The sequence below is a fragment of the Actinomadura darangshiensis genome (genome assembly GCF_004349235.1).
Classification (GTDB): Bacteria; Actinomycetota; Actinomycetes; order Streptosporangiales; family Streptosporangiaceae; genus Spirillospora; species Spirillospora darangshiensis.
On the sequence record NZ_SMKY01000221.1, the window covers coordinates 1 to 15194 of the forward strand.

General features: G+C 70.7%; 14 protein-coding genes. 12 read left to right on the forward strand and 2 right to left on the reverse strand.

Annotation, left to right across the window (positions count from 1 at the left end; translation table 11 throughout):
* Nucleotides 1-495 (reverse strand): PfkB family carbohydrate kinase (locus E1293_RS33845; RefSeq protein ID WP_243716920.1); only part of this gene is annotated, 495 nt, incomplete at its 3' end.
* Nucleotides 496-578: 83 nt separating this feature from the next.
* Here E1293_RS33845 and E1293_RS33850 point away from each other — a divergent pair.
* From E1293_RS33850 to E1293_RS33905, 12 genes are all read left to right on the forward strand, one after another.
* Nucleotides 579-1346, forward strand: a complete 768-nt coding sequence (locus E1293_RS33850; RefSeq protein ID WP_132201914.1) for a phytanoyl-CoA dioxygenase family protein — start codon at nt 579-581, stop codon at nt 1344-1346.
* Complete coding sequence (locus tag E1293_RS33855) at nt 1346-2383, forward strand: DUF4432 family protein (RefSeq protein ID WP_132201916.1); 1038 nt, start codon at nt 1346-1348, stop codon at nt 2381-2383. Before E1293_RS33850 ends, E1293_RS33855 begins: the two co-directional genes overlap by 1 nt.
* Nucleotides 2380-3171 carry an SDR family NAD(P)-dependent oxidoreductase gene (locus tag E1293_RS33860; protein WP_132201918.1) on the forward strand — a complete coding sequence of 264 codons (792 nt, stop codon included), beginning with the start codon at nt 2380-2382 and terminating at the stop codon, nt 3169-3171. The genes E1293_RS33855 and E1293_RS33860 overlap by 4 nt, the downstream gene beginning before the upstream one ends.
* Nucleotides 3172-3292: 121 nt before the next feature.
* Entirely contained in the window at nt 3293-4537 is a 1245-nt protein-coding gene (locus E1293_RS33865) for a DUF5005 domain-containing protein (RefSeq protein WP_132201920.1), read from the forward strand.
* A gap of 113 nt (nt 4538-4650) precedes the next feature.
* Entirely contained in the window at nt 4651-5604 is a 954-nt protein-coding gene (locus tag E1293_RS33870) for an alpha/beta hydrolase (protein WP_132201922.1), read from the forward strand.
* 41 nt (nt 5605-5645) lie between these two features.
* On the forward strand, nt 5646-6368 hold the full coding sequence (locus E1293_RS33875; protein ID WP_132201924.1) for a FadR/GntR family transcriptional regulator: 723 nt from the start codon (nt 5646-5648) through the stop codon (nt 6366-6368).
* Nucleotides 6369-6481: 113 nt separating this feature from the next.
* Nucleotides 6482-7750 carry an ABC transporter substrate-binding protein gene (locus E1293_RS33880; RefSeq protein WP_132201926.1) on the forward strand — a complete coding sequence of 423 codons (1269 nt, stop codon included), beginning with the start codon at nt 6482-6484 and terminating at the stop codon, nt 7748-7750.
* 7 nt (nt 7751-7757) lie between these two features.
* On the forward strand, nt 7758-8720 hold the full coding sequence (locus tag E1293_RS33885; protein ID WP_132201928.1) for a carbohydrate ABC transporter permease: 963 nt from the start codon (nt 7758-7760) through the stop codon (nt 8718-8720).
* A complete protein-coding gene (locus tag E1293_RS33890; protein ID WP_132201930.1) occupies nt 8717-9547 on the forward strand; it encodes a carbohydrate ABC transporter permease in 831 nt (276 codons plus the stop codon). The genes E1293_RS33885 and E1293_RS33890 overlap by 4 nt, the downstream gene beginning before the upstream one ends.
* A gap of 35 nt (nt 9548-9582) precedes the next feature.
* Nucleotides 9583-12669 carry a glycoside hydrolase family 38 N-terminal domain-containing protein gene (locus E1293_RS33895; protein ID WP_132201932.1) on the forward strand — a complete coding sequence of 1029 codons (3087 nt, stop codon included), beginning with the start codon at nt 9583-9585 and terminating at the stop codon, nt 12667-12669.
* A gap of 18 nt (nt 12670-12687) precedes the next feature.
* The gene (locus E1293_RS33900; RefSeq protein WP_132201934.1) at nt 12688-13923 is read left to right on the forward strand and encodes an enolase C-terminal domain-like protein; all 1236 of its coding nucleotides are present in this window, start codon (nt 12688-12690) and stop codon (nt 13921-13923) included.
* A 10-nt stretch (nt 13924-13933) separates the two neighbouring features.
* Nucleotides 13934-14404 (forward strand): GNAT family N-acetyltransferase, encoded by a 471-nt coding sequence (locus tag E1293_RS33905; protein ID WP_132201936.1) that lies wholly within the window; start codon nt 13934-13936, stop codon nt 14402-14404.
* Between the two features lie 57 nt (nt 14405-14461).
* Here E1293_RS33905 and sodN read toward each other — a convergent pair whose 3' ends face one another.
* A complete protein-coding gene (gene sodN / locus E1293_RS33910; protein WP_207939249.1) occupies nt 14462-14863 on the reverse strand; it encodes a superoxide dismutase, Ni in 402 nt (133 codons plus the stop codon).
* Between the last annotated feature and the right edge of the window lie 331 nt (nt 14864-15194).

A 15194-nucleotide genomic window follows, 5' to 3' on the forward strand; every position in this document is an offset into this window, starting at 1 on the left:
GGTCTCGTCCAGGACGGCCAGGAGGCGCTCGCGGGCGGCGGGCGGCAGGATCGACAGGGTGATGCCGGAGAGGTAGACGAGGTCGTGGCTCGCTATGGCGTCGTCGATCTCGTCTGGGTGGTCATGGCCGAAGAGGCCGCGGGCCGCGGAGTGGGAGCGGTAGTAATGGAAGGTCCGCTCGCCGTCGTCGTCGGTGCGGATCAGGTAGAGGCCGGCCTGCCCGCCACGGACGGCGCGGGTGTGGTCGGAGCCGACGCCGTGCGCGGTCCAGGTCTCTCGCATGCGCGCGCTGTACGGGTCGTCGCCGATGAGGGAGACGAACTGGACGTCGGTGCCGGGGGCGGCGCCGCGGGCCAGGTAGGCGGCGACGTTGAAGGCGTCCCCGGCGTAGCCGAGGGCGAGCCGGTCCGGGGTGACGTGGCTCAGTTCGATCATGCACTCGCCGATCAGGGCGATCCGGGCGGGACGGTCGGCCAGGCTGTCCAGGGTGCGCATGGACGCGACAATACATCTAGACAACAAGTGATCTGATGACTAAGACTTCGGGGTGTCACGCTCGCGCCGCCGAAGGGACGCCCATGGCCGATGATCTGATGCGAGGCTACGACGAGGACGGCTACGCGGTCTTCCGGAACGTCCTGGACGAGGCGCTGATCGCGGAGGCGGACGAGCACGTCCGCTGGCTGCAGCGGCGGTACCCCGACCGGACCGGCGAGGACCTCTCCACCGATCTGGTCGCCAAGGACCCGTTCTGGGTGCGGCTCGTCTCCGACGACCGGCTGCTCGACGTCGCCGAGCGGTTCGTCGGCCCCGACATCGCGCTGTTCGCGTCCGCCTACATCTCCAAGCCGCCCTACACCGGCAAGGCCGTCCTCTGGCATCAGGACGGCGCGTTCTGGCCGCTCGACCCGATGCGCGTCGTCACGCTGTGGCTCGCCATCGACCGCTCGACGCCGGAGAACGGCTGCCTGCGCGTCATCCCCGGCAGCCACAAGGACGACCTGCACGAGGTGCGCGAACGCGAGGACGCGGGGGCCGTGTTCGGCGTCGAGAGCGCGGTGGGCGTGGACGAGTCGCGCGCCGTGGACCTCGTCCTCGAACCGGGCGACGTCGAGGTCCACCACCCGAACATCATGCACGGGAGCGAGGCCAACGACTCGCCGCACCGGCGCTGCGGGCTGACCATCCGGTACATCCCGACGTCGACCAGGATCACCGAGGAGCCGCTGCCGTTCCCGTCCGCGCTGCTGCTGCGCGGCGAGGCGGGGGTGAACGAGTACCAGCCGCGTCCCCGGTACGTGGCCGGCGAGCACTTCGCCTTCGGCGGCGCGGAGACCTGGCGCTGATGGGGCGGCCGTCCCGCAACTGGGGCGCTCGCGTCCACGAGATCACCTGGGCGGGCCTGGACGCCCTGGTGCTGGAGAACGAGCTGCTGCGGGTGACCGTCCTCGCGGGCAAGGGCGGCGACATCGCCGAGTTCTGCTACAAGCCGCGCGACATGGACTTCGTGTGGCTGTCGCCCGGCGGCCTCCGAAACCCGCGCGATGTCGCGGGCGGCGCGTCCGACGACACGGCCGCCTTCCTCGACTCCTACGAGGGCGGCTGGCAGGAGGTACTGCCCAACGGCGGCGCGCCCAGCACGTATCGGGGCGCCGCGTTCGCGCAGCACGGCGAGGTGGCCGGGCTGCCGTGGGACGCCGAGATCGTGGCCGACGACGCGGGGGAGGTCGCGGTCCGGCTGACCGTCCGGGCGAGGCGGATGCCGCTGCGGGTGACCAAGACGCTGCGGCTCCGGTCGGGCGAGGCCGAGCTGTCCGTCGAGGAGGAGCTGGCGAACGAGTCCGGGGTGGCGCTGGACGCGATGTGGGGGCACCACATCGTGTTCGGTGCGCCGTTCCTGAAGCCCGGGCACCGGATCAGGCTGCCGGACGGCGCCCGTGTCGTCCCGCACGAGACGGCGATCGCCCCGGACGGCCGGCGTGTCCGGGCAGGAGGGCCGCACGTGTGGCCGGATGTTCCGGCCGACGGCGGCGGGGTCGTCGATCTCGGCGTCGTCCCCGAGTACGGTGCGCCGAGTGAGATCGTCTACCTCACCGGCCTGGACGAGGGCCGCTACGAGGTCGTCGATCCGGACGGCGGCCTCGGGATGCGGGTGCGCTGGGACGTGGCCGTCCTGCCGCACCTGTGGCTGTGGCAGGAGCTCGGGGCGACCACCGGCCATCCGTGGTGGGGCCGCGCCTACGTGATGGGCCTGGAGCCGTTCGCCGGATACCCGACGGACGGCCTGGCGTCGGCGGTCGCCAACGGCACCGCGCTCACGCTGGAACCGCACGCCACGCGGAGCCTGTGGCTGCGCGCGGGCGTCATCGGAGGGGAGCAATGACGGAGTTCGAAGGCAAGGTCGCCGTCGTGACCGGCGGGTCGCTGGGGATCGGCCGGGCCGTGGTGGAGCGGCTCGCGCGCGACGGCGCCGCCGTGGTGTTCTGCGGCATCGACGGCGTCCGGCGGGCGGAGGACGAACTGCGCGCGGACGGCCTGGACGTCACCGGCGTGGACGCCGACGTGACCGACGCCGCGCAGATGGACGGCCTGGTCGCGACCGCCGTGTCCCGGCACGGGGGCGTCGACGTGGTGGCGACGTGCGCGGGCGTCCAGCGGTACGGGACGGTCGAGGAGACGTCCGAGGAGCTGTGGGACGAGGTGCTCGGCGTCAACGTCAAGGGCGTCTTCCTCGCCTGCCGCGCCGCCGTGCCGGAACTGCGCCGCCGCGGCGGCGGGACGATCGTCACGATGTCGTCGGTGCAGGCGTTCGTGTCCCAGGACCGGGTCGCCGCCTACAGCGCGAGCAAGGCCGCGATCAACGCGCTGACCAGGGCGATGGCGCTCGACCATGCCGCCGACGGCATCCGCGCGAACGTCGTCTGCCCCGGCTCGGTGGACACCCCGATGCTGCGCTGGGCCGCCGACCTGTTCCGGGGTGAGACACCGCAGGACGCGCAGGTCGCCGAGTGGGGGAGGGCCCATCCGCTCGGCCGGGTCGCGGCCGCGGCGGAGGTCGCGGAGGTCGTGGCGTTCCTCGCCGGGCCGCGGTCGTCGTTCGTGACCGGCGCCGAGCACCGGGTGGACGGCGGCCTGCTGGCCCGCAACCCGGCCGCGCTGCCGGAAATCTGAGACCTGGATCGCAAAAGATCTAGACACTAAATGATTTGATGACTCATGATGTGGGCGCACGAGCCTCGTGTGGACCGCACCCCATCCGTCCCTGGTCCACGGTGTGCTCGCGGAGGTTTCCATGCAGGAGTCCCGTCCCTCATCGCCCGCCCGGCGGCGGACGCGCGCCGCCGCCCTCGCGTCCGCGCTGTTCCTCGGCGCCGGGCTGGCGGCCGTCCCGGCGTCCGCCGGTACGCACGGCCAGGCCGCCGCCGGGCCCACCTGTTCCGGGCACGCACCGCCGGCGTTCGGCACGGCCGCGCAGAAGACGGCGCTGAACGGCAAGTTCACGTCCTACGGCAACAGCAACGCCCTCCTGGACGACTGGACCGGCGCCGACTCGACGTACTCGCTGAAGCTCTCCGACGGGCGCATCGTCTACGGCTACTCCGACACCTTCCTCGGCAAGGTGAACTCCGACGGGTCCCGCCCGGTCGTCATCCAGGACGGCGGTACGACGCCGTTCATCAACAACTCGTTCGTCGTCCAGGGGACGGACGGAAAGTTCACCACCGTCCACGGCGGGACGGCCGCCGACCCGAAGGCGGTCATGCCGCCTTCGCAGGCCGACCACTGGTACTGGGCGGGCGACCTCACCCAGAGCGGCTCGGAGGTCCAGCAGCTCTACCGCGAGTACTACGACCCGGACCCCGATAACGGCACCGGCTGGGACATGACGTTCAAGGACAACGTCCTCGCCCGCTTCTCCGCCGGAAACCTGTCCACGCCGGCGCAGGTGAAGGCGATGCCGTCGGCGTCGGGCGTCCAGTGGGGGTCGGCGCTGCTGCGGGACGGCGGCGACACCTACATCTACGGGTCCGAGGACTACACCGACCCCGAGACGAAGAAGAACACCAAGTACCTGCACATCGCCCGGGTGGACGGCACCGACCTGCGCGGGACGTGGCAGTACCGGACGGCCGGCGGCTGGTCGGCGAAGGAGACGGACTCGGCGCGGCTGATGAGCGGCGTGTCCAACGAGTTCGGCGTCACCAGGCGCGGCTCGCACTACATCATGGTCAACCAGGACTCCAGCATCCCCTACGGCGCCGAGATCGACGTGCTGCTGTCGTGCTCGCCGGCCGGCCCGTTCACCGGTGAGCAGACCGTCTACAGCACGCCGGAGACCGGCGAGCTCGGCTCCTACGGCGACCCGGACGTCTGGACCTACAACGCCCACCAGCACGCGTCGCTCTCGTCCAGCGGCACCTTGGTGATCTCCTACAACGTGAACACCCTGGACGCCACCAAGGGCCCAACGAACGACAACTACCGCGACGTGAGCATCTACCGCTCCCGCTACATCGACCTCCCCGTCTCCGGCTGACCGGAAGGCCCGAAGCCGCGGCATCGCCGTTCCGTCCACGGCGGTTCCGCTCCCCACGCGCCCCCGGGTGACCTCCCGCCCGGGGGCGCGTCCACAACCAGGAGGTGCCGCCCATGGCCCTGGACGCTGAACTTGCCGGCTTGCTCGCCGGCATGCCGTACGTCGGGCTGGAAGACCCGGTCAGGGCCCGCGCGTCGATGCGCGATCTCGTCGCCGCGCTGGAGGAGCCGGCGGCCGTGTCCGCCGACGTCGAGGACCGGACGATCCCGGGCCCGCCCGGTGCGCCGGACGTCCCCGTGCGCATCTACCGGCCGCGGCCCGAAGCGCGTCCGGCGCCCGTGCTCGTCTACTTCCACGGCGGCGGGTTCGTGACCGGCGACCTGGAGAACGAGCACGACCGGTGCCTGACGTTCGCAGGCGAGGACGGGATAGCGGTCGTGTCGGTCGACTACCGGCTCGCGCCCGAGCACCCGTTCCCCGCCGGATTCGAGGACTGCTACGCCGCGACCGTCTGGGCGCACGCGCACGCGCGCGAGTTCGGCGGCGATCCGGAGCGGGTCGCGGTGGGCGGCGGCAGCGCGGGCGGCGCGCTGGCCGCGGCCGTGGCACAGCGCGCGCGGGACGAGGGCGGCCCGCCGCTGGTGTTCCAGATGCTGCTCTACCCCGTCCTGGACGACCGCATGGACACCCCGTCGATGCGGACGTTCACCGAGCCGCCGCTGTTCAACCGCACCGACGCCGAGCACATGTGGCGCCACTACCTGGGCGCCGCGAATGTGGGTGCCGACGTCCCCGCCTATGCGGCGCCCGCGCGGGCGGGGGACCTGGCAGGGCTGCCGCCCGCCTACGTGCTGGTCGCCGAGTGCGACCCGCTGCGCGACGAGGGCTTCGGCTACGCGCACCGGCTGATCGTCTCGGGTGTGCCCACCGAGCTTCACCATGTGCCGGGCGCCTGCCACGGTTTCGACGGCATCATGGCGGCACGGCTGGGCCGCCTCGCGTTCGCCGAAGAGCGCGCCGTCCTGCGGCGATGTCTCGCGGAGGAGGCTGGACAGCCCAATCGCTAAGTGATTAGATGACTTTACTTCTTTTGCGGAACGAGGTGGCGATGGCACAGGATGTGGCCCGGCCCAGCCTGTCGGACGCGCTCACGGAGGGCATGCTGGAGCTGATCAGGTCGGACGGCCTGCGCCCCGGCGACCGGCTGCCGTCCGCGCGCGAGCTGTCGCGGCGCTTCGCGGTGACCACGCCGACGCTGCGCGAGGCGCTGCGCCGGCTGGAGGCGACCGGGGCGATCCAGCTCCGGCACGGCTCCGGCATCTACGTGGGCGCCGACCTGGAGCGCGTCGTCATCCCGAACCCCAACGTCCGCGAGCTGGAGGCCGACCGGCTGCTCCAGCTGCTCGACGCGCGGCTCTTGATCGAGCCGCCGCTGGCCGGGCGGGCCGCCCGGCTGTCCGAGCCCGCCGACATCGAACTGCTCCGCGCCATCCTCGACCAGGCGGGCGCGGATCTCGGCGGCGTCGCCCCGGACGCCCCGGACCCGCAGGAGGCGGAGGTCAGGCTCCACAAGGCCAACATGACCTTCCACAGCGAGGTCGCCGGCCTCGCGGGCAACTCGGTGCTCTGCGAGGTCATCGACTCGCTGCTGTCGGTGCACGCGTCCGAGCAGCGCGCCATACAGCGGATCTTCGACGACCGGGTCCGCGACTTCGAGGAGCACACCGCGATCCTCGCCGCCATCGAGGCCGGCGCGGAGCGGGACGCCGAGTCCCTCATGCGGTCCCACCTCACCGACATCAGACATGTGATCGAGCAGCGGCTCGGCTGAGCGGTCCGTCCCCCCAGCCGTCAGGCCGAGCGCCGCGCGGCGGGTTCACCCATCCCAGAAACCGACCTTCTACCACCCCGATCGGGCATCGGCGCCCGATGAAGGAGGCCCCCATGGTGTCCACGAGACTGCGGGTGACCGCGCTTACCGCGGGCGCGGTGCTGCTCGCCGCCGGCTGCGGGTCCGGCGACTCCGGCGGGAGCAAGTCCGAGCTGAAGCTCTACAACGACAAGGGCGCCTGGAAGCCCTACTTCGAGCAGATGGGCGCACTCGGCAAGCAGCAGACCGGGCTGGACATGACGCCCGTCGGCTACACCGACGAGCCGACCTACACGGCGTTCATCAAGACCTCGTTCCGCACCAACGTCAAGCCCGACCTGTTCACCTGGTCGACCGGCGGGCGGCTCGAGGAGATCGTCAAGCAGAACCAGGTCGCGGAGACCACGAAGATCTGGCAGGACGCCATCGGCAGCGGCGACCTCACCGAGGACCTGAAGAAGTACTACACGGTCGGCGGCAAGCAGTACTGCGTCCCGCTGAACACCGCGTACTGGGGCATGTTCTACAACAAGAAGATCTTCGCGAAGTACGACCTCAAGCCGCCCACGACCTGGGCCGAGCTGGAGAAGACCGCGCAGACGCTGAAGTCGAAGGGCCAGGTGCCCTTCAACCAGACCACCCCGACCTCGCTGTTCTCGTTCGCCTGGTTCGAGCAGCTCCTCGCCGGCACCGACCCCGACCTGTACGAGCGGCTGTCCAAGGGCCAGGCGTCCTACACCGACCCCGGCGTCGTCCAGGTCATGGAGCGCTGGAAGTCGATGATCGACAAGGGCTGGTTCAGCAAGCCCGGCGACAAGGCCGACCCCGCCGACCACTTCAAGTCCGGCGAGGCCGCCATGGTCATCAACGGGACGTGGTTCAACACGAGCATGACCCAGCGCGGCCTCAAGCAGGGCAAGGACTACGGGTTCTTCTTCGTCCCGAACACGAACCCGGCGCTGCCGAAGCGGTCGCTGGTCTTCGAGAGCGGCCCGCTGTGCTCGCTGCGCAAGGCCCCCGACGCCGCCGCCAGCACCAAGTACCTCAAGTGGTGGATCACCCCCGCCGCGCAGGAGAAGTGGGCGAACGCGCGCGGCGACGTGTCCGGCAACCCGAAGGTGAAGAACGCCGACCCCGAGCTGACCAAGGTCACCGAGCAGGCCGCGTCGGACGGCAACCGGCTCGTCCTGCGCTACTTCGAGGCCGCGCCGTCGCCCGTCCTCACCGAGGCGCTCAGCGGGTTCGACAAGTTCCTCAACAAGCCGGAGACCTACATGGACGTCCTCAAGAGCATCCAGAAGGTGAACGAGGACTACTGGAAGACGCACAAGGCCGGAAGCTGACCCCTCAATGACCTCGCACAAGGCCACTGCCTCCCGTCCGAAGCTGACGGTGGTGCCACCCCAGGGCAACGGCCGCCGCCACGCGCGCGGCGGCCGGGCCGGCTTCGCCTTGCACGGACGGTTCCGGCACGTGTACATCTCGCCGGCGGTGCTGTTCGTCGCCGTCCTGCTCTACCTGCCGTTCCTGTGGACGGCGTACCTGAGCTTCACGAGCTACGACGGGCTCGCGTCGCCCGAGTTCACCGGCCTGGACAACTACCGGCGGCTCCTTGAGGACGACGCGCTCCTCACATCCATCCGCAACACGCTGCTGTGGGTCGTCGGGACCGTCGTCCTGCCGGTCGGGCTCGGGCTGCTCGTCGCCGTCCTGTCCTACGACCTCAAGGGCGGCTCGTGGTTCCGGCTGCCGTTCCTGCTGCCGTACGCGATGTCCGGCGCCGGCCTCGGCGTGATCTGGGGCTTCATCCTGCAGCCGGACGGCATGGCGAACCAGATCCTGTCCCTGTTCGGGATGCCGGGCGCCGACACCGCCTTTCTGCAGGACGGCCCCGGCAACACCATCGCGATGATCATCGTGTGGGCGTGGCAGCAGCTCGGCGTCAACATGCTGCTGTTCGTCGTCGGCCTCCAGTCGATCCCGCGGGCGCCGATCGAGGCGGCCCGCATCGACGGCGCGTCCGGATGGTCGATGTTCCGGCACGTCATCTGGCCGCTGATGCGCCCGATCACCACCGTCGTGTTCGGCCTCGCGCTCGTCGCCGGGCTGAAGAACTTCGACATCGTCTGGGTGATGACGCAGGGCGGGCCCGGACGCTCGTCCGAGACCCTCGCCGTGACCATGTACCGGGACGTGTTCGTCGCCAACGAGTACGGCTACGGGTCCGCGGTCGCGGTGCTGCTCACCACCATCACCGGCCTGGCCTCGTACGTGTATCTGCGCCGTCAGGTAGGCAGGGAGGAGCCCCGATGAGCCGCTCGCTGAGCACGAACGTGCGCCGCGCCGTCCTGGTGGTGTTCGGCCTCGCGTGGCTGTTCCCCACGTACCTGATCATCGCGAACGCGGTCCGGCCGGCGGGCGACTACGACCCGTCGGACGCGGTGAAGCCGCCGTCCTCGATCGGCCTGTTCGACAACATCGCCGAGGCGTGGGACCGCACCGCCATCGGCGACACGCTGCTCAGCACCCTGCTGTACAGCGTCGTCTCGCCCGCGCTGGCCGTCCTGATGGGCGCGCTCGCCGGGTACGCGATCGTGGTGCTGCGGCTCAAGCACGGCTTCGCCTGGTTCGTCACCATCTTCGCCGGGACGGTCGTGCCCTTCCAGATGCTGCTCGTGCCGCTGTTCGTCGGCTACAGCAAGGTGACGCTCTACGACAACCACGTCGGGCTGATCATCATCTACTCGGCGATCAACGTGCCGCTGGCCGCCCTCGTGATGCGCAACTTCTTCGGCAACGTCGCCGTGTCGATCTTCGAGGCGGCGCGGCTGGACGGCGCGTCCACGTTCCGCATCTTCTGGCGGATCTACCTGCCGCTGTCCGCGGCGGCCCTCGCCGCCGTGTTCATCCTGGAGTTCACCTTCGTCTGGAACGACCTGCTGTTCGGCTTGACCCTCTCGCAGTCGCAGACCGTCCGGCCGGTGTGGGCGGAGCTGTCCGCGCTGACCACCGACGTGTACGCCGGGACGCCCGTCCCGATCGCGCTGGCCGCCGGCCTGGTGGTCTCCCTGCCGACCGTCGTCCTGTTCCTCGCGACGCAACGCCTGTTCACCCGCGGCCTCACCCTGGCCCAGTTCTGATAGACCGCCCCGCAGAGAGAGATTGACGCATAACGATGACGAGTCGGCTGCTTCAGGCGAGCCTTGGTTCGCCCGACTATGACGGGATCCGCGACGCGCTGCGCCAGGACACGTCCGCCGAGGTGCTCGCGGTGCGCGGGCTGTCCGTCCGCGCCGCCGTGCTCCCGCTGTTCAAGCGGGGCGAGGACGGCACGCTGCGCCAGGCCGTCCGCCTGACGCTGTCCGGCGGCGGGCCCGTGGACGTGGCCCTCAAGGACGGCGACGCCGAACTGGCGTCCGCGACCGGGGCGCAGGGGACCGTGACCCTCCTCGTCCACGAGGTGGACGGCCCGCGCCGCGTCACCCTGGAGGTCCGGGACGCGGACGGCCTCGTCGGCGCCGCGCCGCTCGACATCACGCCGCAGCGCAAGTGGAACGTCTTCGTCGTCCACCACTCGCACCTCGACATCGGCTACACCGACACGCAGGGCACCGTCCTGCGGCACCACCTCGACTACCTCGACGCGGCGCTCCGGCTCGCGCGGGAGACCGACGGACGCCCCGACGACGCCCGCTTCCGCTGGTCGGTGGAGTCGTCGATGCCGGCGCTGCGCTGGCTGTCCACCCGCCCCGACGACCAGGTCGCCGAGTTCACCGAGCGGGTCCGCGCGGGGAACATCGAGGTGACCGCGTTCCCGATGCAGCTGCACACGGAGGCGTGCTCGACCGAGGAGCTGTACCGGCAGCTCCGCTTCGTCGAGCACCTGCGGCAGCGGTACGGCATCGAGGTCCGCTCGGCGATGCACACCGACATCCCGGGCGCGGTCGCCGGGACGGTGGACGCCCTGAACGCGGCCGGCGTCCGCTACCTCGCCGCCGCGCACAACTGGGCCGGACGGTCCGTCCCCTACATCACGGGCGGCGACAAGCTCGCCCGCCCGTTCCGGTGGCGGTCGCCCGGCGGCGGCGAGCTGATCGTCTGGTTCACCGACACCCCGCACGGCATGGCCTACATGGAGGGCAACACCGTCGGCCTCGTCGACGGCTACGACCTCGCCGAGGACCTGCTGCCCCGCTACCTCGGCTCCCTCGCCGACCGCCCCTACCCGTACGGGCCCGGCACGTTCGGCTGGTACGCCGCGCCCGGCCAGGTCGGCGCCGCCAAGGACCCCGACTTCCTGGACGCCGTCCACCTGCGCGTGCAGGGCGCCCACGCCGACAACGCCGGCCCGTCGATCGTCCCCGCCGAGATCGCGCACCGCTGGAACGAGACCTGGGCGTACCCGCGGCTGCGGATGGCGACCAACGCCGACTTCTTCGACTACGTCGAGGAGCACCACGGCGACCGGCTCCAGACCCACGAGGGCGACTGGACGGACTGGTGGGCCGACGGCCTCGGCTCCGGCGCCCGCCCGCTCGGCTACGTCCGGCGGGCGCAGAACGTCCTGCGGTCGGCGGAGACGCTGCACGCCCTCGCCGACGAGCGCAGCGGCGACCGGACCGGCGCGTCCCGTTCAGCCAGCAGGGCCATCGACGAGGCCTACGACCGGGCCGCGCTGTTCGACGAGCACACCTGGGGCGCCGCCAACCCGTGGGAGGACGGGGAGGAGGGCGGCGACTCCGGCGGCCTCCAGTGGACCCGCAAGTCGCAGGTCGGCTACCAGGCCCACGACGACGCGCTCGACCTGCTCCAGGCGGGCGCGCGGCGGCTCGGCGCGACCTTCGGCCCGTCGCCTTCCGCGCTGGCCTCGTTCCTCGTCGTCAACCCCGGCACGGCCGCCCGCACCGACGTGGCCCGCGCCTTCCTGCCCCGCGACGTCGTCGCCGCGGACGTCCCGATCACGCTCGTGGACGCCCGCACCGGCGAACCCGTCCCGCACCGCGAGGAGGAGGTCGACCCGGAAGAGTGGCCCACCCGTCCCATCGGCCGCCACCTGGAGGCGGTGCTGCCGGACGTCCCCGGCCACGGGCACGTGCGCGTGGACGTCGTCCGTGCCTCGTCCGAGACCCCGGAGCCGGTCGACCTCGGCTTCGACGGGACGATCGAGAACGAGTTCTACCGCGTCACCTACGACCTCAAGGAAGGCCACATCGCCTCGGTCTTCGACAAGGCCGCAGGGCGCGAACTGGTGAACGCGGGAGCCATCGCCGGGTTCGGGCAGTACATCTACGACCGGTACGCGACCGCGCCGCACTTCAACCACATGTCCGGGCACATGCTCGTCCACGACAAGACGATGCTCGGCGACCGGGCCGTCGCCACCCACGCGACCGTCACCGAGTGCGAGCGCACCCCGGCCGGCGAGCGCCTGGTCGTCGAACTGCACGGCAAGGGCGTCGACTGGCTGCGTACGACCATCGACCTGTACGCGGGCGTGCCGCGCGTGGACGTCCGCTACCAGCTCGGCAAGCAGCCGACCGCCGCCAAGGAGGCGGTGTTCTTCGCGTTCCCGTTCGCCGTGGACGGGCCGCCCGCCGCCTGGGAGCTGACCGGCGGCGTCGGCGGAACCCATGTCCCGAGCGTCCCGGGGTCGGCCGAGCACATGCGCCCGATCCGGCACTGGGTCGCGTTCGAGGACCCGGAGCTGACCGTCGCGTGGGCGACGCTGGAGGCGCCGCTCGTCCAGTTCGGCTCCATCCACATGCCGTACGCGCCATTCCCGCCGACCCTCGACAACGAGGACGGCACCGTCTACTCGTGGGCGCTGAACAACATCTGGGACACCAACTTCCCGTCCCAGCAGCAGGGCGAGACCACCTTCCGCTACGCGTTCGCGTCCGGCGAGGCCGGCTCGGGCCGCCGCCTCGGCGCCCGCACGGCCGCGGGCATCACCGACCCGTTCGTCGCCACCCTCGCCACCGGCGACGCGGCGGCGGCCGAGTCCGGGGAGTTCCTGCACGTGGACGACCCGGACGTGCTGGTCACCTCGGTGGGACGCGCCCGCGACGGCGACGGCCTGGCCGTCCGGCTCCAGTCCCTCGCGACCGGCGCCGTGGAGACGAGCCTGCACGTGCCCGGCGCCGTGAGCGCCCTGCTGAGCGGCGGACTGGAGCGTGACCCGGCGGAACTGCCCGTCCGGGACGGCACGATGACGGTACGGCTGCCCGCGTGCGGCGTCGCGACCGTCACCGTTCGGCGCTAGAGAACGGATCGGGGACACATGAAGATCACAGGAATCCGCGCGACCACGGTCACCGTGCCGCTGGAGGCGCCGCTCCTGCACAGCAACGGCGCCCACTGGGGCCGCTTCGTCCGGACGATCGTCGAGGTCGAGGCCGACAACGGCCTCATCGGGCTCGGCGAGATGGGCGGCGGCGGGCAGAGCGCCGAGGCCGCCTTCGAGGCCCTCGCCCCCCACCTGGAGGGCCACGACCCGTTCGAGCTGGAGGCGCTCCGCTTCAAGATCGCCAACCCGACGGCGAGCCTCTACAACAACCGCACCCAGATGCTCGCCGCCATCGAGTTCGCCTGCCTGGACCTCGTCGGCCAGCACCTCGGCGTCCCGGTGCACGACCTGCTCGGCGGCCGCATCCGCGACTCCGTCCCGTTCGCGTCCTACCTCTTCTACCGCTACCCGGGCGCCGGCGGTTCGACGGAGGTCCGGACGCCCTCGCAACTCGTCGAGCACGCTCGCGCCCTCAAGGCCCAGCACGGCTTCAGCGTCCACAAGCTCAAGGGCGGCGTGTTCCCGCCGGGCCATGAACTGGAGTGCTACAAGGCCCTCGCCGAGGCGTTCCCGGACGACCGTTTCCGCTACGACCCGAACTCCGTCTTGTCTCTGGAGGAGGGCCTGCGCTTCGGGAAGGCCATCGAGGACCTCCCCAACGACTACCTGGAAGACCCGGTCCTGGGCCTCGAAGGACTCCGCCTGGTCCGTGAACGCGTCAACATCCCATTGGCCACCAACACCGTCGTAGTGAACTTCGAGCAACTGGCAGCAAACGTGCTGCGCCGCAGTGCCGACGTCGTCCTCTTGGACACCACCTTCTGGGGCGGCATCCGAGCCTGCGTGAAGGCCGCCGGGGTCTGCGAGACCTTCCAGATCGGCGTTGCCGTCCACTCCTCGGGCGAACTAGGCATCCAACTAGCGACCATGCTGCACCTCGGCGCCGTCCTGCCCAACCTCACCTACGCCGCCGACGCGCACTATCACCACCTGGCGGACGACGTGATCGAGGGCGGCCTGATGCAGTACAACGAGGGACGGATCCCGGTTCCGTCCGGTCCTGGCCTGGGTGTCCGCTTGGACCGTGACAAGGTCGCCGAGTACGCCGAGCTGTACAAGGAACTGGGCGGCTACCCCTACGACCGCGACCCGGGCCGTCCGGGCTGGTACCCGATCGTCCCCAACGACCGCTGGGCCGACCCGACCGTCCCACTGGCGCCGCTCGATTAACCTGCCACCTGTGATCCGCTACGCGACCCCTGACGACGTCCCGGCCATCCTGCGCCTGATCCGCGAACTGGCCGACTACGAACGCGCCCTGCACGAGGTGAAGGCCACCGAGGCCCAACTGGCCGACCGCCTCTTCGGCGACGACCCCAAGGTCTTCGCCCACGTGGCCGAGCACGACAACCAGGTCGTCGGGTTCGCCCTGTGGTTCCTGACGTTCTCCACCTGGAACGGCACCCACGGCATCTACCTGGAAGACCTGTTCGTAGAGCCGGAGTACCGAGGCCACGGCTACGGCAAGAAGCTCCTCACCGAACTGACCCGCGTAGCCGACGCCGAAGGCTACGAACGAGTCGAGTGGGCCGTCCTCAACTGGAACGAACCCGCGATCGGCTTCTACGAGTCCCTGGGCGCCCGCCCCCAAGCCGAGTGGACGACCTACCGCCTGACCGGCGACGCCCTCACCAAGGCCGCCCGCTCCTGACACCGCAAAGGCCCAGCCCGTCTTCGCGACGAGCTGGGCCTCAGGAGTTCGGGCTGGTCAGCCCTTCTTGGTCTCCCAGAAGATCGTGTCGATCTCGGAGATCTTGCCCAGCAGCTCGTCGGCGACCTTGACGTCCATGCTGCCCTTGGTGCCGGCGGCGCCGGCGAGCTTGGTCGCCTCGTTGAACAGCTGGTGAAGCTGCGGGTACTTCTCGAAGTGCGGCGGCTTGAAGTAGTCGGTCCAGAGCACCCACAGGTGGTGCTTGACCAGCTCGGAGCGCTGCTCCTTGATCAGGATCGCCCGAGCCCGGAACTCCGGGTCCTCGTTGGCCGCGTACTTCTCGGCGATCGCCTTGACCGACTCGGCCTCGATCCGGGCCTGCGCCGGGTCGTAGACGCCGCACGGCAGGTCGCAGTGCGCAGACACGGTGGTCTTCGGACGCAGAAGCTTGAGCAACACCTGCGAATCCCTTCCCTCGTTACGGATCATGCTCAGGTCACCGACATTACTCTTGTGCCCGCGGGCCCGTCCGGCCAGGGCACTCGGTATTTCGGCCTAAGACCCGGACCGCACGCGGCCCGGAACCTCTCCAGCAGAGTTCATGACCGCCACCCGCCGAAGTATGCGGACGAACAAGGAGGACCATGCGGATCCGGACGCCGGCCCTCTGCTCCCTGGCCGCCGCGGCACTGGCCCTGACGGCCGCCCGCAAGCTCCGCACGGTGGAGGTAACGGGAGACTCGATGCTCCCGACCCTCCACCCAGGCGACTGGCTGCTCATCCACAAGGG